22 protein-coding genes and 1 pseudogene are annotated in these 19,249 nt (G+C 35.4%); 14 read left to right on the top strand and 9 right to left on the bottom strand.

The genetic code is table 11. The features are described from left to right. The first annotated feature begins 71 nt into the window (after positions 1-71). From BOQ64_RS20555 to BOQ64_RS20545, 3 genes and pseudogenes are all read left to right on the top strand, one after another. Complete coding sequence (locus BOQ64_RS20555; protein ID WP_129058622.1) at positions 72-566, top strand: Smr/MutS family protein; 495 nt, start codon at positions 72-74, stop codon at positions 564-566. Positions 567-584: 18 nt separating this feature from the next. Then, on the top strand, positions 585-1,301 hold the full coding sequence (locus BOQ64_RS20550) for a DUF3822 family protein (protein ID WP_129058621.1): 717 nt from the start codon (positions 585-587) through the stop codon (positions 1,299-1,301). 82 nt (positions 1,302-1,383) lie between these two features. Continuing rightward, positions 1,384-1,955 (top strand): annotated as a pseudogene (locus tag BOQ64_RS20545) (RsmD family RNA methyltransferase). Here the strand turns inward: BOQ64_RS20545 and BOQ64_RS20540 are convergent. Beyond that, complete coding sequence (locus BOQ64_RS20540; protein ID WP_129058620.1) at positions 1,952-2,299, bottom strand: winged helix-turn-helix transcriptional regulator; 348 nt, start codon at positions 2,297-2,299, stop codon at positions 1,952-1,954. The pseudogene BOQ64_RS20545 and the gene BOQ64_RS20540 sit on opposite strands and share 4 nt — an antisense overlap. An 84-nt stretch (positions 2,300-2,383) precedes the next feature. On the opposite strand from BOQ64_RS20540, the gene BOQ64_RS20535 reads away from it, so the two are divergent. Further along, the gene (locus BOQ64_RS20535) at positions 2,384-2,983 is read left to right on the top strand and encodes an NAD(P)H-dependent oxidoreductase (RefSeq protein ID WP_129058619.1); all 600 of its coding nucleotides are present in this window, start codon (positions 2,384-2,386) and stop codon (positions 2,981-2,983) included. Between the two features lie 268 nt (positions 2,984-3,251). Here BOQ64_RS20535 and murI read toward each other — a convergent pair whose 3' ends face one another. The 6 genes from murI to BOQ64_RS20505 all read right to left on the bottom strand — a co-directional run bounded on the left by murI (position 3,252) and on the right by BOQ64_RS20505 (position 10,179). Next, positions 3,252-4,082: a glutamate racemase gene (gene murI, locus BOQ64_RS20530; RefSeq protein WP_129058618.1), complete on the bottom strand. Its 831-nt coding sequence runs from the start codon at positions 4,080-4,082 to the stop codon at positions 3,252-3,254. 42 nt (positions 4,083-4,124) lie between these two features. Next, positions 4,125-5,675 (bottom strand): DUF4139 domain-containing protein, encoded by a 1,551-nt coding sequence (locus BOQ64_RS20525; protein ID WP_129058617.1) that lies wholly within the window; start codon positions 5,673-5,675, stop codon positions 4,125-4,127. A gap of 90 nt (positions 5,676-5,765) precedes the next feature. Then, the gene (gene hemW / locus BOQ64_RS20520; protein ID WP_129058616.1) at positions 5,766-6,890 is read right to left on the bottom strand and encodes a radical SAM family heme chaperone HemW; all 1,125 of its coding nucleotides are present in this window, start codon (positions 6,888-6,890) and stop codon (positions 5,766-5,768) included. 51 nt (positions 6,891-6,941) lie between these two features. Further along, positions 6,942-7,892 carry a type IX secretion system membrane protein PorP/SprF gene (locus tag BOQ64_RS20515; protein ID WP_129058615.1) on the bottom strand — a complete coding sequence of 317 codons (951 nt, stop codon included), beginning with the start codon at positions 7,890-7,892 and terminating at the stop codon, positions 6,942-6,944. Positions 7,893-7,943: 51 nt separating this feature from the next. Further along, positions 7,944-9,017 (bottom strand): RluA family pseudouridine synthase, encoded by a 1,074-nt coding sequence (locus BOQ64_RS20510; RefSeq protein WP_185147092.1) that lies wholly within the window; start codon positions 9,015-9,017, stop codon positions 7,944-7,946. A 73-nt stretch (positions 9,018-9,090) separates the two neighbouring features. Further along, positions 9,091-10,179: a PASTA domain-containing protein gene (locus BOQ64_RS20505; protein ID WP_129058614.1), complete on the bottom strand. Its 1,089-nt coding sequence runs from the start codon at positions 10,177-10,179 to the stop codon at positions 9,091-9,093. Between the two features lie 156 nt (positions 10,180-10,335). On the opposite strand from BOQ64_RS20505, the gene BOQ64_RS20500 reads away from it, so the two are divergent. From BOQ64_RS20500 to BOQ64_RS20480, 5 genes are all read left to right on the top strand, one after another. Continuing rightward, positions 10,336-11,325: a D-alanine--D-alanine ligase gene (locus tag BOQ64_RS20500; protein WP_129058613.1), complete on the top strand. Its 990-nt coding sequence runs from the start codon at positions 10,336-10,338 to the stop codon at positions 11,323-11,325. Between the two features lie 72 nt (positions 11,326-11,397). Continuing rightward, positions 11,398-11,862 (top strand): pantetheine-phosphate adenylyltransferase, encoded by a 465-nt coding sequence (gene coaD / locus BOQ64_RS20495; protein ID WP_047098871.1) that lies wholly within the window; start codon positions 11,398-11,400, stop codon positions 11,860-11,862. Positions 11,863-12,020: 158 nt separating this feature from the next. After that, positions 12,021-12,260 carry a four helix bundle protein gene (locus tag BOQ64_RS20490; RefSeq protein WP_228448507.1) on the top strand — a complete coding sequence of 80 codons (240 nt, stop codon included), beginning with the start codon at positions 12,021-12,023 and terminating at the stop codon, positions 12,258-12,260. Between the two features lie 49 nt (positions 12,261-12,309). After that, a complete protein-coding gene (locus BOQ64_RS20485; protein WP_089739454.1) occupies positions 12,310-12,942 on the top strand; it encodes a trimeric intracellular cation channel family protein in 633 nt (210 codons plus the stop codon). A 4-nt stretch (positions 12,943-12,946) separates the two neighbouring features. Continuing rightward, positions 12,947-13,468 carry a hypothetical protein gene (locus BOQ64_RS20480; protein WP_129059833.1) on the top strand — a complete coding sequence of 174 codons (522 nt, stop codon included), beginning with the start codon at positions 12,947-12,949 and terminating at the stop codon, positions 13,466-13,468. Positions 13,469-13,507: 39 nt separating this feature from the next. On the opposite strand, the gene BOQ64_RS20475 is transcribed toward BOQ64_RS20480, so the two are convergent. Beyond that, the gene (locus tag BOQ64_RS20475) at positions 13,508-14,077 is read right to left on the bottom strand and encodes a membrane protein (RefSeq protein ID WP_045492762.1); all 570 of its coding nucleotides are present in this window, start codon (positions 14,075-14,077) and stop codon (positions 13,508-13,510) included. Positions 14,078-14,226: 149 nt separating this feature from the next. After that, a complete protein-coding gene (locus BOQ64_RS20470; protein ID WP_129058611.1) occupies positions 14,227-14,724 on the bottom strand; it encodes a dihydrofolate reductase in 498 nt (165 codons plus the stop codon). A 76-nt stretch (positions 14,725-14,800) separates the two neighbouring features. Here BOQ64_RS20470 and BOQ64_RS20465 point away from each other — a divergent pair, with 76 nt between their 5' ends. The 5 genes from BOQ64_RS20465 to BOQ64_RS20445 all read left to right on the top strand — a co-directional run bounded on the left by BOQ64_RS20465 (position 14,801) and on the right by BOQ64_RS20445 (position 19,249). Continuing rightward, positions 14,801-15,406, top strand: a complete 606-nt coding sequence (locus BOQ64_RS20465; RefSeq protein ID WP_045492756.1) for a LemA family protein — start codon at positions 14,801-14,803, stop codon at positions 15,404-15,406. Then, on the top strand, positions 15,406-15,837 hold the full coding sequence (locus BOQ64_RS20460; RefSeq protein WP_129058610.1) for a TPM domain-containing protein: 432 nt from the start codon (positions 15,406-15,408) through the stop codon (positions 15,835-15,837). Before BOQ64_RS20465 ends, BOQ64_RS20460 begins: the two co-directional genes overlap by 1 nt. Next, on the top strand, positions 15,818-16,639 hold the full coding sequence (locus BOQ64_RS20455; RefSeq protein ID WP_129058609.1) for a TPM domain-containing protein: 822 nt from the start codon (positions 15,818-15,820) through the stop codon (positions 16,637-16,639). The genes BOQ64_RS20460 and BOQ64_RS20455 overlap by 20 nt, the downstream gene beginning before the upstream one ends. Positions 16,640-16,837: 198 nt before the next feature. Beyond that, positions 16,838-17,359, top strand: a complete 522-nt coding sequence (locus BOQ64_RS20450) for an NAD(P)H-dependent oxidoreductase (RefSeq protein ID WP_068940045.1) — start codon at positions 16,838-16,840, stop codon at positions 17,357-17,359. A 3-nt stretch (positions 17,360-17,362) separates the two neighbouring features. Further along, complete coding sequence (locus tag BOQ64_RS20445) at positions 17,363-19,249, top strand: monovalent cation:proton antiporter-2 (CPA2) family protein (protein WP_068940047.1); 1,887 nt, start codon at positions 17,363-17,365, stop codon at positions 19,247-19,249.

The following is a 19,249-nucleotide window of genomic DNA, read 5'->3' as shown; positions in this document are numbered from 1 at the left end:
ATGTTTGAGAGTGGTAAAGAAAGAACCTTGACAGAGTTTAAAACCTTGCCAAGGTTAAATAAAATAGCAAGATGAAAATTGGAGATACAGTTTCTGTAGTGGATGAAGATTTAAGCGGAGTAGTTACTTCCGTGAAGGGGAATATTGTGGTTTTTAAAGATGAATATGGCTTTACCCATCAATATCCTAAAGAAAAACTGGTCCCCAAGAATGCTGATCTTTATGAAAATATCCGGGTCGTAAGAAAAGCAGAACCTAAAAAGATTATTTCTAAAAAACATCAGAAAAATCATTTGGTTTTAGACTTACATTTTCATAATTTGGTAAAGAATCCCAATGATTATGATAGTTTTGAAAGATTGTTTATCCAAAAGGAAAAGCTGATTGAAGTAATAGAATTTTGCAGAAAAAATAATTTGAAGAGACTGGAAATTGTTCATGGGATTGGAGATGGTACCTTACAGCGGATGGTTAGAGATGTTTTGGAAAGCCAGGTGGGTATTGATTTTTATAATAAGGAAATACTTCACCATCAATCGGGTGCGGTAATGGTAGAATTTCACTAAATTTGCAGGAATTGAAATATGAACGTACTTAATTTACTTTTTACCAAAGACGGATTAATCTACCAGATTGTAAAAAACAAAAACATTCTGGAAGAAAAATCTTATTTTGTTACTGAAGAAACACCCGCTAATCTTATTGAGGAAAAGCTGGATGAAGTTCTTATCAAACAGCGTTTTGATGAAATCCAGGTGATTTCTGCTTTGAATCATTTTACATTGATGCCGGAAGGTTTTTCTGATCATGAAGCAGGTTTTGATTTGATCTCATTCAATGCTCCGGCTGATAAAGAGCAGGAAGAGTTGATGCTTTCCATCAACAAAAAATTCAACATTCAGTTTTATTATACTTTCCCTAAACATTATTATAAAAAAATAAAGGAACTGGCGATACCGGTACATTTTAATTTTTCAGGGGAAAAGTTTTTAAGCTCTATCCACAATAAGAATAATAAAGAAATCCATATCAATCTTTATCACAATCAGTGTGAATTTTTTGCCATTGATAATAAGAAGATCATCCTTTACAATAATCTGGATGTGAACTCTGAGGTTGATTTCCTTTATTTCATCATGTTTACATTAAGCAAAATCGGTTTTGGAATTAATGAAACCAGTTTTTACGCTTATGGTGAAACTACAGAAAATGAGACATTTATTTCCGAGCTTCAGAAGTTTGTAAAAAACCTGAAGATCGTTTTTGACAATATTCCTAATAAGAATTTTATACTTAACTAGATTGCAGACCGCAGGAAATAGTGAGATCATCCAAACAAAATTACCTGCCACCTAAAATCTATTATCTAAACCCTAATTTAACATGTTCAGAATAATATCAGGCAAGTGGAAAGCCAAAAAAATTGCAGCTCCCAAAAACTTTGACGTAAGACCTACCACAGATTTTGCGAAAGAAGCCTTATTCAGTATTTTGGAAAACAAATACGACATGCAGTCGATTTCTGTATTGGATCTTTTTGCAGGAATCGGTTCTATCACGTTTGAGTTTGCTTCCAGAGGATGTCAGGATGTAACTTCTGTAGAGATGAATCCAAAACACACGGCATTCATCAATTCTACAGCTTCTGAACTTGATATGGCACTTCAGATTAATGTACAGAGAGGAGATGTATTTGACTGGCTGAAAAAGTTCAGAAACAAAAAATCCTTTGAAATTGTTTTTTCTGATGCTCCATTTGAAATGGAAGAAAAAAATACTACGAACTTATTTCTTTAGTTCTGAATAATAAGTTTCTTAAAGAAAACGGAGTTCTTATCGTAGAACATCAAAGCCGCATGAAGCTGGAACACCCTAATTTAGTAGATACCAGAAAATACGGAAACGTAAGTTTCAGTTTTTTTGATCCGAATAAAGAAGATAATCAGGAACTTTAGTTCTTGATTATTTTTTTTGAATTATTTGCAGCTCCTTTTCCCCATTCCGTAATAGCATCTAGTACTGGAAGCAGTGTCTTCCCAAAATCTGTTAGAGTATATTCTACCATCAAAGGTGGTTTTTCTGTATATACTTTTCTGTCAATAATATTATCATCCTCTAATTGTTTGAGCTGAAGACTTAATGTTCTTTCTGTGATGGTAGGTATTACTTTCCTTAATTCATTATATCTTTTGGCTCCGTCTGTAAGATGATATAAAATTACAGCCTTCCATTTTCCCCCTATAAATCTCATCGTTACACTTGTACAGCAAGGGTAAGATTTGTTATCAATTGTATACATTTTTATACTATCCTTTTTTACCGTTATTGCAAAGTTAATAAACTTAAATTAATTTTGTAACTATAAAAATGATAGTATAAAATTATGAACTTTCTAGACAAAATGAAAACAAGGTATACTGTAAAAAAGTATAACCCACAAGGCAATATCAGTGAAGAACAGATTTCTCAACTGAAAGAAATTCTAAACTTGAGTCCATCATCCATCAACAGCCAGCCATGGAATTTTATTTTTGTAAATCGTGGTGAACTGAAATCACAATTGGCCGAAATTTCTTTCATTAATAAGGAAAAAGTAATCGACTGCAGTCACCTCATTATTTTCCAGGTGATTAAAAATCCTGAAGATTTCGAAAAACAGATTGAGGAAAATCTACCTGAAGGTGCTGTAAACTATTACAGAACCAGAGTAAAACCTAAAGGAGAAGCTTATGTAAAATCGTGGCTCGCACATCAGGTGTATTTATCATTAGGAGTTCTTCTTTCTGCATGTGCAGATATGGGAATAGATTCAACGCCTATGGAAGGGATAGAGCCTGAACTCTATGATGAGGTTCTGAAAAATGATAAATACGAAACACTATTTGCTGTTGCTATCGGAGAAAAGTTAGATACGGATGCCAACCAGCCTAAATTCAATCCAAAAACAAGATTAAAAGCTGAGAAAGTAATCCTGGAAGCTTAATTTGAATAATAAGAGCGTTTTATTTCCCGCAGATCCCACAGACTTACACAGATGTTTGTGGCTATTTGAGGGGAAATTTGTGCAATTTGTGTTTAAAAAAATTTACGTAATTCGCGAAATCTGCGAGAAAAATATCCGGAATAAAATTTTATAGAAGATAAAATCGTTGCGCCTTAGCGTTTTCCAACATAATACAATATAGAGATTGCCTCGCTACGCTCGCAATGACAAGAAAAAAGTCTGCTTCCAGATGAGGCAGACTTTTTATTTATAATACTTTAAGTTCTAAATCGATGGTTTTACCGAAGAATTTCTTGGATATTTTTTCAAAGTTCTTGGTGATATCCGAAAGGTAGAAATGATAATTCGGCTTAGCATTATTTTCATTCAGAAGATTGTATTTATCAAGGATAATCTTCAGATGATTCGCTACGATATTAGGAGAATCAATAACTCTAACCCTGTTCCCGTAATACTGCTTAATTTCATCAATTAACAGAGGGTAATGTGTACAACCTAGAATTAAGGTTTCAATATTTTTCAGCTTATTATTACTCAGATAATTGTAGATAATAGCATGGGTAATCGGATGGTTTTTAAAACCTTCCTCAATAGCCGGCACTAATAAAGGAGTAGCCAATTCATCAACCTTGATCCATTTATTATGCTTTCTGATACTCTTTTTATACAACCCGGAATTCACCGTAGCTTTGGTAGCAATTACTCCCACATTATTGTGAATCTCATAAGAAACTTTTTCTGCTACAGGATTAATAACGTCTATAACAGGAACTTTTCCGGCCACCGACTGCATTACTTCATTCAAAGCATTGGCTGTAGCCGTATTACAGGCAATTACAATCGCTTTACAATTCTGCTCCAGCAGAAAGTTCGTAATCTTGGTGGAATATTCTATAATCGCATCCTTTGATTTTTCACCATAGGGAAGGTGTTTTGTATCTCCAAAATAGATAAGATCTTCATTCGGCAAAAGCCTTTTGATTTCCTTAGCTACGGTAAGACCACCTACTCCACTATCAAAAATACCGATAGGCTGGCTGGGTGAAAGATGCGAATAATCTTGTTTTTTAGTTTTCAAACGACCTGAAATTTTATACAAAAATAGTGAATAATCCGTTACTTAATTAAGATTACTGATTGAAAAATCTTTCGGAAACCTCACTTTATAGCTTACTCTGATTTTTTTGGTTTCTGAAGGGGAAATTTTAATATTCCAGGTTAAAAAACCTTTCTCTTTATCAAATTCGGCATTATCGCTCTGAAGAAGTTCAATTTTTACAGATTCATCTTTACTCAAAGGAATCTGGTCTTTAACATCAATATTAATCATTTCTTTTTTATTATTACGAATAACCAGATCATAAGTAAATGTTTTTTCCTGATAAGAGGAGAAGAATTTTTCACTTGCTTTATCATTTACAATTTCTTTTCTGATACTTATTTTTTTGTCATCTCCAAGAGTAATACTCATTTTATCATCCGTAAGATTGGGATTTATTCTTGCCTCCCCAACATACATATTTTCAAAGATTATATTTGCTGAACCGGATATAAGATCATATTTATTAAAGTCTTTTATATTCGCTACAAGGTAAGCTGTCTTATTATATTTTGGAACGGTGTAATACTTATATTCTGCAGGTACTTTTATTTGCTTTAAGTTGATAAAATGATCTTCATTATTAGAAAGAATATCGTACGGAATATCTACATCAAAGCTTGTATTCAGCTGATTATCATTAATTTTAAATCCACTATAACCTACCATCACAACTTCTTCTATCCGTGTTTCTTTCATCACCGTATCTTTTTTAGAATAAGTACGATTAACTTTTTCCTCATTTTTATAAGAATTCAAAAACCATGGGTCCATTATTGGCGCATTATTATTTTTGGAAGATCTAGCATTAATAAGAGATAGTTTAACTCCTTTCCAGTCAAGTCCTGTTTCCTGGTTTATCTTTGCTTTAAAAGTAATATCTAAAGGTTCTGTAAGCTTGGTTCCTTTTACTTCATAGAATGGTTCCCAAGAAACACTTTCTGCTAAATAGCCTATATCCATTTTAGCATTTCCAGCAGTAGTGCTGTTTACTTTTAAAACAAGTACTCCATCTGAGAGAGTTTCTTCAATTTCTGTGTTAGCTTTCAGACGGTTTTTCAGTCTCTCAATTTTTAATACAGTTTCTGTATATTTTTTATTGATATCAAGCTGGCTAATACTAAGTTCGTTTCTCTTAGTTTTATAATATTCAGTTAATTGCATAAGCTGGGCTACACTTGAGGTATTGCTGCCCACTAGAAGAGCTTGATTTTTATCTAAAAGTTCAAGAGTCTTTTCATTTGTTTTCCTTTCAATATCAATTTTTGCAGTAAGATTTTCTAAAATAGCAATGCTGTCCTTAATTCTTTTACCATTAGGGTTATTATTTTCAAGATATGCAGATTGATAACGATCTCTATACTGTACGGAAAGAATTGAAATGTTCTTATTGTTCGTATTAATCTGGATTGATTTATCTTCAATTTCATCCGAAATATTTGTTACTATAACTTCAGAAGTTCCCGAGGGCAAAGAAACATTCACCGTATTCTGAAGCTCAGCTGAAGTTCTGTAAACATTTACAGCAACTACTTTAGCCTTAACAAATATGGGCTTTTGTGCTAAGTACAATCCACTGAAAAATAATAGTAAGAGAAATAAGTTTTTTTCATAGTTTAGTTTTTATTTAAAGTTGTCTGCTTCAAATATACACTATAAACGCTAAACTATAAATAAATCCGAAGCAATTCCATCCGCCATGAACCAATGTTTTTCCGGGATTTTCAAATGATCGTTTTCTATGATTAAAATACCTTCTTCCATTTTCTGTTTGATCTCACGTTGAAAGTGCTCCATGAATCGGTCATCAAACTTTTCTTTCAAACTTTTCAGATCTACCCCCCAAATGGTTCTCAAACCAATCATAATCATTTCATTAAACTGATCTTCCTTAGAGAGAATTTCTTCTTCCTTAGCTAAAAGTTTTGTATTGAGTTTTTTAATATATTGTTGATTGTTGGCTACATTCCAGCTCCTCACATCAAACCCGTTATACGAATGGGCAGAAGGACCTATTCCTAAATATTCCTGATACTTCCAGTATGATGAATTATGTCTGGAATAAAAACCGGGTTTTGCAAAATTGGAAACTTCATAATGTTCAAAACCATGGTCCTTTAAAAAGTCTGACAGGTAATAAAACTCTCTGTTCTGTTCTTCTTCTTTCGGGCTTTTAACTTTCCCTTTTGAAATCCAGTTATCAAGAGCAGTCTTAGGTTCAACCGTTAAGGCATATGAGGAAATATGAGGAACTTCCAGTGCAATCGTTTTATGTAAATTTTCTTTCCAGATTTCCAGGTTAGAAGTTGGTGAACCATAAATTAAATCTATGCTCAGATTTTCAAACCCGAAGTCCTGAGCCCGTTTAATGGAACCTTCAGCTTCTGATGCTGTATGGGCACGGTTCATCAGTTTAAGGTCTTCTTCAAAAAAACTTTGTGTTCCAATTGACAGTCGGTTAACAGGTGTTCCAGCCAATTGCTTTAGGAAATTCTTATCAAGATCATCTGGATTCGCTTCCAACGTAATTTCAATATCCTTTTCAAAACTGAAATGATGTAAAACCTCATCAATTAAAGAATGAATTTCATCCACCGAAAGAATAGAAGGAGTTCCGCCTCCAAAATAAAGGGATTTTAGGCTTCGGTTCTGTAATTCATCTTTTCTAAGCTGTATTTCAGTTTTCATGGCATGAAGCATTTCATCCTTAAAATTAAGGGATGTTGAAAAATGAAAATTACAGTAACTGCATTTTTGTTTACAGAACGGAATGTGAATATATATCATAAAAAAAGCTCTGAAAAAATTCAGAGCTCAAATTTATTTAAATTAAATTGATTAATATCTATATCCTCGAACATTAATAAAGTTATCGAAATTATAACCCAGTCCGATCATGAAGCTGTTTCCACCGTATTGCTGAATATCAGACAATCCTAGGTTATAAGTAGCTCCAATCATAAATTTGTTGAATCTTACTTTAACAATCGGAGCAATTTCCAATTGCTGGCTGTCGAATCTGTTCTGAGCAGTTCTATAACTTATCCCTACAGAGAATGCATTCACTTCATTAGAGAATGTACCCATTAGGTTGTAATCCATTACTCTTGTTGAGTTTGTATTCAGGTTGATCATCATGGCAGGAGTTAACTGAATGTTATCAGCAATATGCCAGTTATATCCTAAATTTAAGAAAAACTTGATTGGAGAAGGTTCCCATCCGTTTACAATAGGTTTATCGTTACCTAATGCAATATCATTTACAGAAACACCCCCGAAAAGGTTTCTATAAGTAGCTGCTAAACCGAAGTTGGCGTAAGCCATGAAAATATTCTGTTGGTCACCTTTTACTAAAGGATCTCCCTGCTCTTCAACGTTGATTTTAGTATAGTCAAAATTTCTGTTGTACAAACTAACACTTGTACCGAATGAGAACTGATCTTTTCTGTCTCCTTCACTACTTAGAGGAATAAAATATGAAGCACCCGCTGTAACACCTCCTGCAGATTCAGCTCCATTGCTGTCTCTGAATACGGTAAGACCGGCACCTACTCTATCGAAAATGTTTGCATTGATTCCCACCGATTGTACATTTGGGGATTCGCTGAATTTTGAAAATTGCTTCTGATAAATGGCATTGAGCTGTACGTAGTCTGTTTTACCGTACTGAGCTGGGTTGAACAGGAAATCACCATCCAAAAGGTACTGTTGATAATATGGTAGTGATTCTTGTGCTTTGTATGCATTTGACAAAAGAGCTAAACATACGATAGCATATAGTTTTCTCATAACAAATCTTGATTTCAATTCAACAAATATAAAAAAAATCTCAATATATTTTTAGTTTTCCAAATAATTTCTCCATTTTTTTACAGCATCCTCCATATCTTTGGGCATTGGGCTTTCAAAATATAATTCCTTTTTTGTTGTTGGGTGTATAAATCCGAGGGTATGTGCATGCAGTGCATGTCTTGGAAGAATTTCAAAAACATTTTTAATAAACTGTTTATATTTTGGAAGGTTCACTCCTCTTAACGGTGTGTGCCCTTCATAACGCTCATCATTGAATAATGTATGTCCAATATGTTTGAAGTGAGCCCTGATCTGATGGGTTCTTCCTGTTTCAAGTTTACATTCCACCCAAGTCATGTATTTGAATCTTTCCAGGACTTTATAATGAGTAACAGCATGTTTCCCCTGACTTCCATCTTCGTAAACAGACATCTGCATTCTGTTTTTAGGATGTCTACCGATATGTCCTCTGATAGTACCTTCTTCTTCCTGAGGATTTCCCCACACAAAAGCCCAATATAGCCTCTTTGTAGTTCTGTTGAAGAACTGTTTAGCCAAAAAGCTTAAAGCATATTCATTCTTAGCAATCACCAATAATCCGGAAGTATCCTTATCAATTCTGTGGACAAGCCCTACCCTGTCCAGATCAGATTTTGCACCGTTTTTTTCAAAGTGATAAGCCAGTGCATTCACCAACGTACCATCCCAATTTCCATGTCCTGGGTGAACAACCATTCCGGGTTCTTTATCTACCACTACCAGATCATCATCTTCATAAACGATATTGATAGGAATATCCTGAGGAATAATTACATTTTCCCTTGGAGGGCGGGTTAATAATATGGAGATCTGATCTCCGGGCTTCACTCTATAATTCTGCTTTACTGCAGTGCCATTCACTACAACGTTTCCAGCTCTGCAAGTCTGAGAAATTTTATTTCTTGAAGAATTCTGGCGGTGTATTAAAAGAAACTTATCAATTCTTAATGTTTCCTGTCCTGGATCAACAGTGATATTAAGATGCTCATATAAACCTTTGTTTTCCTCGTCAATATCGATATTATCAATACTGTTGGACTCCAATAATTCTTCGTCTAAAAAATCTTCGTTATCTTCTGACATTGTATTTATTTTTTTACACAAAAGGCTTCAACATTTTGCAGTTGAAGCCTATATTTTTACTATTAATTTCTATTTATTCTACGACTACCTTCTTAGCCTTTGGCTTTTGAGCCGGCTGTTGTGTAGAAGTTGAGGCTGCTGGTTTTGCAGTGTTTCCTGTAGCTGGAGTACTGGTAGAAGCCTTAGGTTTCTCTGTTGTACTTACAGGTTTAGGAGCTGTTGACTGTGGCTTTGGAGTCTCAGTCTTCGGAGCTTCCACCTTTGGAGTTTCCTTTTTAGGTGCTGGTGCAGGTACTACCGGAGCATCATATCTTGGTTCATTATGAACTTCCTCATATCGTACCGGTGGCAGAGAAGTATCTACCTTCATTCGGTAAATAGAATTCAGCTGCTCCACTTTTGCTCTTAATTCTGCCGGAGTTTTCTTACTTGCCCAAAGGTCAATCTGCATTCCTTGGTCACGAACATCTCCTGAAGCCGGATCCTGATAATAGATAATATCAGATTCATCCTTACCTCCATCTTCATGTTCTACCAATCCTACTTCAAACATACTCTTTGCAATTACCGCTCTTGCTTCTTTTACAGAAAGCCCAACCACATTAGGAATTGAAATATTTCTCATTGGTCCGGATCCTACTACTACATCAATCACAGAGAATCTAGGAAGACGTGCTCCCGGATTTACGGCATTTCCTTTATATAAAATTCTTAAAAGAGCATCTTTCTGAATACTTGGTTCATAAATGGTATCTCCAATTTTCAGACCTACCTGATCCAATCTCTGGAATGCCAGCCCTGAATATTTGTTGATCACATCCGGAACAGCAATCTGAGCCCATGTTCTAGGGTTCACTTTAAGACGCACAGTTCTTCCGTCCTTTACACGGGAACCCGGAGCAGGATAGATTTGTAAAACCTGGAATGGTCTGTATTTAGGGTCATAATTGGCACTGTCTACTTCATATTCCAAACCTGTATCATCTAATATTTTAACAGCATCATGTACAGATTTATTAACTACATTGGGAACAGGAATTTCCTGACCGTGATTAGTATGGTACTCTAACCAGCGGAACGTAAGCCATACAAGACCCACGAAAACACCGATTGCCACTACTAAATTCACTAAAACTTTCCAATTGAAAAGTGATTTAAGCATACTTAAAAATACTTTAATTATAACCGCAAATATAGCTAATAATTTTAGAATGGACTTTTTATTTAACACAATTCATTTTTGATTTGAAAATTTCCCGATTTCCCGTATTGCATTGCATAAAATGTTTAAATTTGCCTCAATTGATACTATATGGTTATGAATAAAAAAAGTGTTGCCGTAGTAATGGGAGGCTATTCTGATGAATATGTTGTATCCTTAAAAAGCGGACAGTTGATCTATGATTCCTTAGACAGAAATCTATATGACGTATATAAAGTAGTAGTCCTTAAAGATGAATGGTATTTTCTGGGAGAAAATGATAAAAAATACCAGATCAACAAAGGAGATTTTTCTGTTACCTTAGAAAATGGAGAAACATTGAAATTTGATGTATGCTTCAATATCATCCACGGAACACCGGGTGAAAATGGTATTCTGCAGGCTTACTGGGATGCCATTGGTCAAAAATATACAGGTTGTGATTTTTACCAGAGTGCCCTTACCTTCAATAAAAAAGATACGCTTGCCGTATTGTCAAAATATGGAATTCCTTCCGCTAAAAGTATTTATTTAAGAAAAGGAGAAAATATTGATGTGGATAAAATTGTAGAAGAATTAAACCTTCCACTTTTTGTAAAACCTAATCAATCCGGATCTTCACTGGGAATTTCTAAAGTAAAAGAAAAATCTGAACTGATTGCTGCTACAGAATTTGCATTCAAAGAAGATGATGAAATCCTTATCGAAAGTTTCCTGAACGGAATGGAGGTTTCTGTAGGTGTTATTGATTTCAAAGGAGAAACCATTGTTTTAGGAATTACTGAAATTGTTCCAACCAATGAGTTTTTCGATTATGAAGCTAAATATGAGGGTGCTTCTGAAGAAATTACCCCGGCAAGAATTGATGAAGAGACCACAAAAAGAGTAGAAGAAATTGCTAAAAGAGCATATAATTCTCTTGGAATGAGCGGTTTTTCAAGAAGTGAATATATCTTAATGGATGGTATTCCTTATATGCTTGAAATGAATACCAACCCAGGATTTTCTCCTGCAAGTATTCTTCCTCAGCAGGCCAAACATTATGGAATTTCCATTATGGATCTTTGTGGAAACGAAGTTGAAAAAGCTTTAAATAAAAGAAAATAAGATAATAGATGTTGGAAATGAAAGATTACGTTAATCTTTCATTTTTGACGAACAATTATAAAATCAGACAACATGAAAATTGCTGTTTTTCCCGGGTCGTTTGACCCCATCACTTTAGGACATTATGATATCATAGAAAGAGCGGCACCGCTATTTGATAAACTAATCATTGCTATTGGCCAAAATTCTCAGAAGAAATACATGTTTCCTCTTGAAAAAAGAATGGAATTCATTCAAAACTCCGTAGCTGAATTCCCCAATGTAGAAGTAGATTCTTTCGAGGGCTTAACGGTAGACTACTGTTTTGAAAAGAATGCTCAGTATATCATCAGAGGCTTAAGAAACCCTGCTGACTTTGAATTCGAAAAAGCAATCGCTCATACCAACAGGACATTAGCCCACAAAAAATTAGAAACCGTATTCTTATTAACCTCATCAGGAAAATCATTCATCAGCAGTAGCATCGTAAGGGAAATTATTACCCACGGCGGCGAATACGAACTGATGGTTCCTGATTCTGTAAGGGTTGAAAGATAGATATAATGAGTAATAAGTAATGAGCAATGGGTAATTTTGACCGTATGGATTTTAATCAGATCTTCCGTGAAAGAGCCAAAAAATTTTCTATTGCTATCATTAGAGCACTTTCTGTATTGCCATATTCTGATGATGTTTCAATAATAAGAAAGTAAGTTATCAGGTCTTCAACTTCAGTCGCAGCGAATTACAGAGCCGTTTCAAGAGCCAGATCTGAAAAAGAAAAATTTGCTAAAATCTGCATTGTAGTTGAAGAGATTGATGAAACACAACTTTGGCTTGAAATTATTGAAGAACTAGAATACATAAGTCCAGAAAAAATTCTACATTTAAAATCAGAATGTGAAGAGCTTGTAAAAGTTATGACCCGATATAAATTTAAATTATCTCAAATTTAAGTGGCATAATTTTTATTACTCATTGCTCATTATTCATTACTTATAGTATATGCACGAACAGTTCAATTTTGCCATAGAAGTATTGGGAACCATCGCGTTTTCCATGTCAGGAAGTTTTGCAGCCATGCAGAAACGGCTTGATCCTTTTGGTGTTCTTATTATTGCCTTTGTTACTTCCGTAGGTGGCGGAACTGTAAGAGACCTCTTGCTGGATATTCCTGTATTCTGGATGCATGATCTTCTGATGTGTGCCCTGATTATTATTACCAGCGTTGTCTCCATGGTATTCAAATCCCTTGAAAAAAACTTTAAGGTTACCTTATTCATCTTCGACAGCTTTGGGCTTGGACTGTTTACCATTATTGGAATTCAGAAAGGTTTAAATGTTGGCATCCATCCATTAATCTGTATTGGATTAGGAACTATCACAGGCTGTTTCGGTGGAATTATCCGGGATATATTACTGAACAGAATTCCATTAATTTTCAGAAAGGAGATTTACGCTACAGCATGTATTGTAGGTGGGGCAGCATTTTTACTAATGACAAAGTACACTCCACTCTCCTATACTTTTGTACAGATCTTTACCATCTTACTTATTGTAGCCATCAGGACACTTGCTGTGAAATATCAATGGCAGATGCCCAAATTTTATGGCTATGACCAGACTTCGGAAATGTAACACAATGAAAAAACTCTCTTTCATTATTCTGATAATCTCTTTATTATCCTGTAAAAAGGAACACAGATTTGATCTGGATAAAGATCTTTATCAGTTTTCAGAAAAAATGGAGAATGGAGATACAGTGAAAATAAAAACGAATCTTTCAGTCTGTACATATTTTGCCTTGGAAGAATATACTTTCACAAAACAAAATGATACTTTATTCGTAGAAAAGTATTCTAGTGAAGGTTCTGATAGACAACAAACATTACCGAAAATGATGTATAAGATTAAAGCACATGATCCTTCATCTTTTGAAAATTATTTTAAGTATTTAAAGAAAACAGATACCGTTGATAAAAATGATGACTGGGCATTGGTCTCCATCACTTATAAAAATCAAAGAAAGCGTTTTTACACAAGTGATCTTAGAGATCTTTTTGAAAAAATAGATAGCTTGGCACCTGTAAGAAAAAAGATATACCCGAATGACACTTTCTTACAAATAGAAGAACCTGTTCCTTTAAAAAACAAAAAGTCCTGAAAATTCAGGACTTTTATATTTTATATCAGGGTTTTCTTCTTAGAAGAACTTCCCTCTATTTCTCATATTAGGATTGTGCATATGCTTTTGCATGGTTGGCATTTTCAACTGATCCTTCATCATTTTGATCTGATCTGTCATCATTCCTGCACTGTCTAATCTTTTAGCTTCATCCAATAGCTTCTGCCCTTCCTGCTTTCTTCCTTTAGAAATAGCTGCTGCGGCAAGATTTAAAGTCGCCATTGCTCTGTCGTGCTTCATATTCAAACCATATTCCAAAGCTTTTTTCATTAGAGGCTCCACTTTTGTAGGGTGATCCTGAGCCTGTGTTAATCCTAATAAATAGTGGAAATATCCGTATTGAGTTTTATGAAGTTGTCCTTTATAGTCGGTAATTTTTGTTAACCATTCTGCAGCTTTCTCCATATTTTGTTTTCTCAATTGCCAGAATGCCAAAAGAATATACTCATTTTTAAAGTAAAGTACGATTGGAAATGCGGCAAGAAGAAAAACAACAATCCCCCATCCAAGATTTCTCGTGAAAATCATCATATAAAGTCCCAGAAGGATAAGAAGTGCTGCTACTGCAATTTTAATGTTCTTATTCATTATTAAATTTTAGAAGTGCAAAGATAATAAATTTAAAGGTTAAAGTTCAAAAAGTCAATGGTGAATGGTCAATTCGCTGTGCTTATTAATTTTTACATCTGCCAACAATTCACGATTCACTTTGCAAAGCAAAAACTGAGTATTGACTCTTAAGCTTCTTTCTTAATTCTTTCAAACGTCTGAAAACAGAAATCATAACCATTCTTTTCGTCTTTTTCGTGGCAAATTTCATTTGTTTTTTTCCAGATCTTCTCATCAATTTTCGGGAAGAATGTATCAGCTTTCAGATCAGCTTTCACCAGCGTAACTTCAAGTTTATCCACAATATCCATTGTTTGCTCATAGATGTTTCCACCTCCGATAACGAAAACCTCTTCATCAATCTTTTTAGCAAACTTCATTGCTTCTTTAAGGCTTCCCACGATAAGAATTCCTTCCTCAAACCAGTCTTTCTTTCTTGACACAACAATATTGGTACGGTTAGGAAGTGGTTTTCCAATACTCTCGTACGTTTTTCTTCCCATAATAATCGGATGCCCGGAAGTAAGGTCTTTAAAATGTTTTAAATCTTTAGGAAGATGCCAAAGCAACTGGTTTTCAAAACCAATCTCATTCTTCTCTCCCATTGCCACCACTATTGTTGTCATTCAAATATAATTTTCTACAAAATTAGCACATAATTTGTATATTTGATTAGCACAAAAAATTAAAAAAAAATAAACTATGAAAAATAAAGGATGTCTGGGCGCAGGAACCATTGGTATTGCCCTCCTTATTATTGTTGCAGTCCTATTCTTTTGGGGAAAAAGCGGATATAACAGCTTTGTAGGCAAAGAGCAGACTGTTAACGCAAAATGGTCTAATGTAGAGACCGTGTATCAGAAAAGAGCGAATCTTATTCCTAACCTGGAAAGAACAGTAAAATCGTATTCAAAATTTGAGCAGGAAACGTTAACACAAGTTGTGGAAGCACGTTCTAAAGCTACTTCTATCAACATTGATCCTACCAATATGACAGAAGCAGATATTGCTAAATTCCAGGCTGCACAGGGAGAATTATCAGGAGCATTAAGCAGATTAATGGCTGTGGTAGAGTCTTATCCTAACTTAAAGGCAGATCAGCAGTATATTAACTTCCAGAGAGAATATACCGCTATTGAAAACAGTATCAGAACAGAAACTGTTTACTATAACGATGCTGCAAAGGATTACAACACCTCTATCAAGACGTTCCCGAATAATATTCTGGCGAATTTCACCAACTTTAAAGAAAAACCTTATTTCAAAGCTGATGCAGGAGCTCAGAAAGCCCCTGAAGTATTCAAATAATAATGGGTAATTTCCTTACAAATCAACAGATCGCTTCCCTTGTGGAAGCGATTCAGTCAGCAGAAGACCATTCTACAGGTGAGATTAGGGTACATATTGACTCTAATACGGAAAACCGTGATGCTAAAACAGCATTTGAAGTTTTCAAAGAACTGTGTATGGATAAAACTACTGATAGGAATGCTGTGCTTTTTCATGTAAATTTTGAACAGAAATACCTCACCATTATTGGTGACATAGGCATTCATGAGAAGGTTCATCAATCCTATTGGGATCATCTTCATGACTATATTACTTCTGAATTTGCCAAAGGAAATTATTATCCGGCATTAAAAAGTGCTATTCTGGAAACCGGCATTGAACTTAAAAAATATTTTCCTGTTGAAGGAGAAAATCCAAACCAACTTCCGAATGAAATTACGTTCTCTTAAAATAGTATTTTCATTTTTACTGATCTGCTTTTACACTTTTGTATCAGCACAATACACCATTCCCCAAAAACCAGCAGTTTTATATCCTGTTTTTGATGAAGCCGGCCTTCTTTCTCAACAGGAAAAAGATGAGCTTAACAATAAGCTGATCAAATTTGCTGATTCCACTTCCACAGAAATTGAAGTTGTTATCATTAAGTCTACCAAGGGCGAAGATGTCAACTTTCTGGCCACCATGTTTGGTGAGCAGTGGAAGATCGGAAAAAAGGGTGTGGATAACGGAGTCGTTTTCCTGATCGCAACTGAAGACAGAACCATGTCTATCCAGCAAGGGCGTGCCGTAGAGCAATACCTTACTGCATCAGTTGCAGGACAGATTCTGGATTATATTGTTACTCCTAATTTCAAAAAAGGACTTTGGTATGAGGGGATCAACCGTGGAACCTCAGCCATTATGGAGGCTGTTCAGGGCAAATTCAAACCTGCTCCTACTACAGCACCTTCCGGTGATGGCAGTGCGCTTAAAGTTCTTATTATCGCCTTTGTTATTTTTATCATCATTGCTATTCTCTTCGGAAATCGAGGCGGTGGTGGCGGTGGTCGTGGTAATTATGATGACGACGATGATGTGATCATCACCCGAAGAGGACGCAGAAATTATCCTGGCGGGTTCTTCCCATTCCCAGGCAGTTTTGGTGGTGGTGGCTTCGGAGGTGGAAGTTCCGGCGGTGGTGGCGGAGGCTTTGGCGGCTTCGGTGGCGGTGGAAGTTTCGGCGGTGGCGGTGCTTCCGGTGGATGGTAATCTCACAACAATTACAATCACATATCAAATAGATCAGGTCTTAAGGGCCTGATTTTTTATTTAAAAACTTAAAATAACAGCGTTTCTTTGATTTTAATTAATATTAAATCCATATTCACATATTAAAAAATTAATAAATCAACATAAAACCTACCTTTTATTCAATATTTTTTCAGTATATTTACTGAAAACAGGATTATGAAGAAGACGCTGGTAGTATTTGCACACCCTTATCTGGAGCACTCCAATTCGAATGTAGAGCTCATCAATTTCTACGTTCGTCACCAGCATTATACCTTAAGAGATCTTTATGAGGAATATCCTGACTTCCATATTGCTGCCTTCAGGGAAAGAAAACGTTTAGCCAACTACGATCGCTTTGTTTTTCAGTTTCCACTGATCTGGTTCGGAATGCCACCTCTGTTAAGGTTATGGATTGATGAAGTTTTCGACCGCGACTGGCTTCAGCCCGGAAAGCACAACCCACTTGAAAATAAAGAAGTCTATATTCTGGTAACCACCGGTGGAAAAGAAAGATCCTTCAGTAAAACCGGCACCTATCAATATACCGTAGATGAACTGATTAGTGGACTGATTGTTTCATTAAAGGTTTTCAAGGCAGATATAAAGCTTATCAAGATCGTTTACGAAGCCAATAAATTGTCTAAAAAAGAAATTATTCTACATAAAAAAGAGTTTACAGAACTGCTCAATCAATAATATATGGAGTCCAGCTTAGCGATGAACACATTACTTTTTCTGGGTGTAGCCATTATCATGGTTCCACTAGCCAGAAAATTTGGATTGAGTTCAGTCATCGGTTATATTTTAGGAGGAATCATCATTGGTCCTTACGTTCTCAGACTTACCGGAAATAATGTTAATGACATTATGCATGCCAGTGAGTTTGGGGTTATCATGCTTTTATTTATTGTTGGGCTGGAACTGGAACCAAGGAAGTTCTGGGAGATGCGTAAGAAAATTATGGGGCTGGGGCTGACTCAGATGCTTCTGACTATTTTATTATTATTTCTTGTATTCATCAGTGTAGGCTGGAGAATAGATAAGGCTATTGCAGTAGCGATGTGTTTCGCCCTATCCTCTACTGCTATTGTATTACAAACACTCCAGGAAAAGAATAATTTTAAAACCACAGCTGGTGAAGCATCTTTCTCTACCTTATTGTTTCAGGATATTTCTGTAATTCCTATTCTGGCTATCCTACCAATTATTGCCAATTATAAGGCAAAGCATCACGATAATGAAATTCAGATTCTTATACAAAAACTTCCGGAATGGCTTCAGGCAAGCACCGTTATTCTTGGGGTAGCCTTGTTGATTCTATTGGGCAGATATGTATTTGTACCCTTCTTACGCTATGTTTCAAAATCAGGAATGGCAGAACTATTAACCGCTTCTTCTCTATTCCTAGTTATTGGAGTATCAGAATTAATGATCGTTATTGGGCTTTCTCCGGCATTAGGAGCTTTCCTGGCAGGAGTAATGCTGGCCAACAGTGAATTCCGACATGAACTTGAAGCACAGATCAATCCTTTTAAAGGGCTATTGTTGGCGGTATTTTTTGTAAGTGTAGGATCAACCATCAATTTTAATATCATTCAAAAAGATCCTCTGTTTATTTTCAGTACGGTATTCGCGGTATTGGCAGTAAAGTTCTTAGTGTTGTATACTATTGGTAAGTTTTATAAAATAGATACTCCACAAAGTCTTTTCTATGCTTTCGCCCTTTCTCAGGTGGGAGAATTTGCCTTTGTATTGATTAATTATGCTTCAGATCTTTATCTTTTAAGTCCTGAGCTGAATGCACAACTGATGGCTGTTACAGCAATCACCATGTGCATTACCCCTATTCTCCTGATCCTCAATGATAAATTCATTACCCCTAAGTTTATTAAAGAAATCCCTGAAGAGGAAAATGATTACAATATTCTGGACAGTGATGTAAGCCAGAAAAAGATCATTATTGTAGGTTTCGGGCATTTTGGAAGTACTGTAGGACGTCTTTTAAAAGCTAATAAAATATCTGCAACTGTTTTGGACAGAGATTCTGACCGTGTGAAGCTTCTAAGAAGCTATGGTTTTAAGGTTTATTATGGAGACGCTACAAGGATTCCCATTCTAAGAGCAGCAGGAATTGAAGACGCCGAGATTCTTGTATTATGTCTTGATGATCCGGATGACAATATGTTTATTGCAGAATTGGTACGTGAACATTATCCGGAGGTAAAAATATTCGTAAGAGCAAAGAACAGAATTGATGCCTATGAATATCTTAACAATGGAATCAATCATATTTATCGGGAAACATTGGGAACAGCTGTTGATATGGCCGTTGATGTCCTACATGAAACAGGGATGAGAAAGTATGCAGCCAGACGTCTTGGGCAAAGATTTATGGCTATTGATAAGGCTTCCATCAGAAAACTGGCAAAAGCAACGGAAGATAGTGATATTGCTTTATTCACCACAAAAGAAATCCTCCAGCGTGAGGAGGAATTATTGGCTTACGATAATCTTAATTTTGATAATAAAAATTGGGAAGATTCCTCATCCACTGAGGAAGAAGACGAGGAAGAATCCCAAGATTGA

Source organism: Chryseobacterium sp. CH25 (assembly GCF_004119455.1).
In the GTDB taxonomy this organism is placed as follows: Bacteria; Bacteroidota; Bacteroidia; order Flavobacteriales; family Weeksellaceae; genus Chryseobacterium.
The sequence above is the reverse complement of the archived record's forward strand: the minus strand, read 5'-3'. Positions and strand labels throughout refer to the sequence as shown.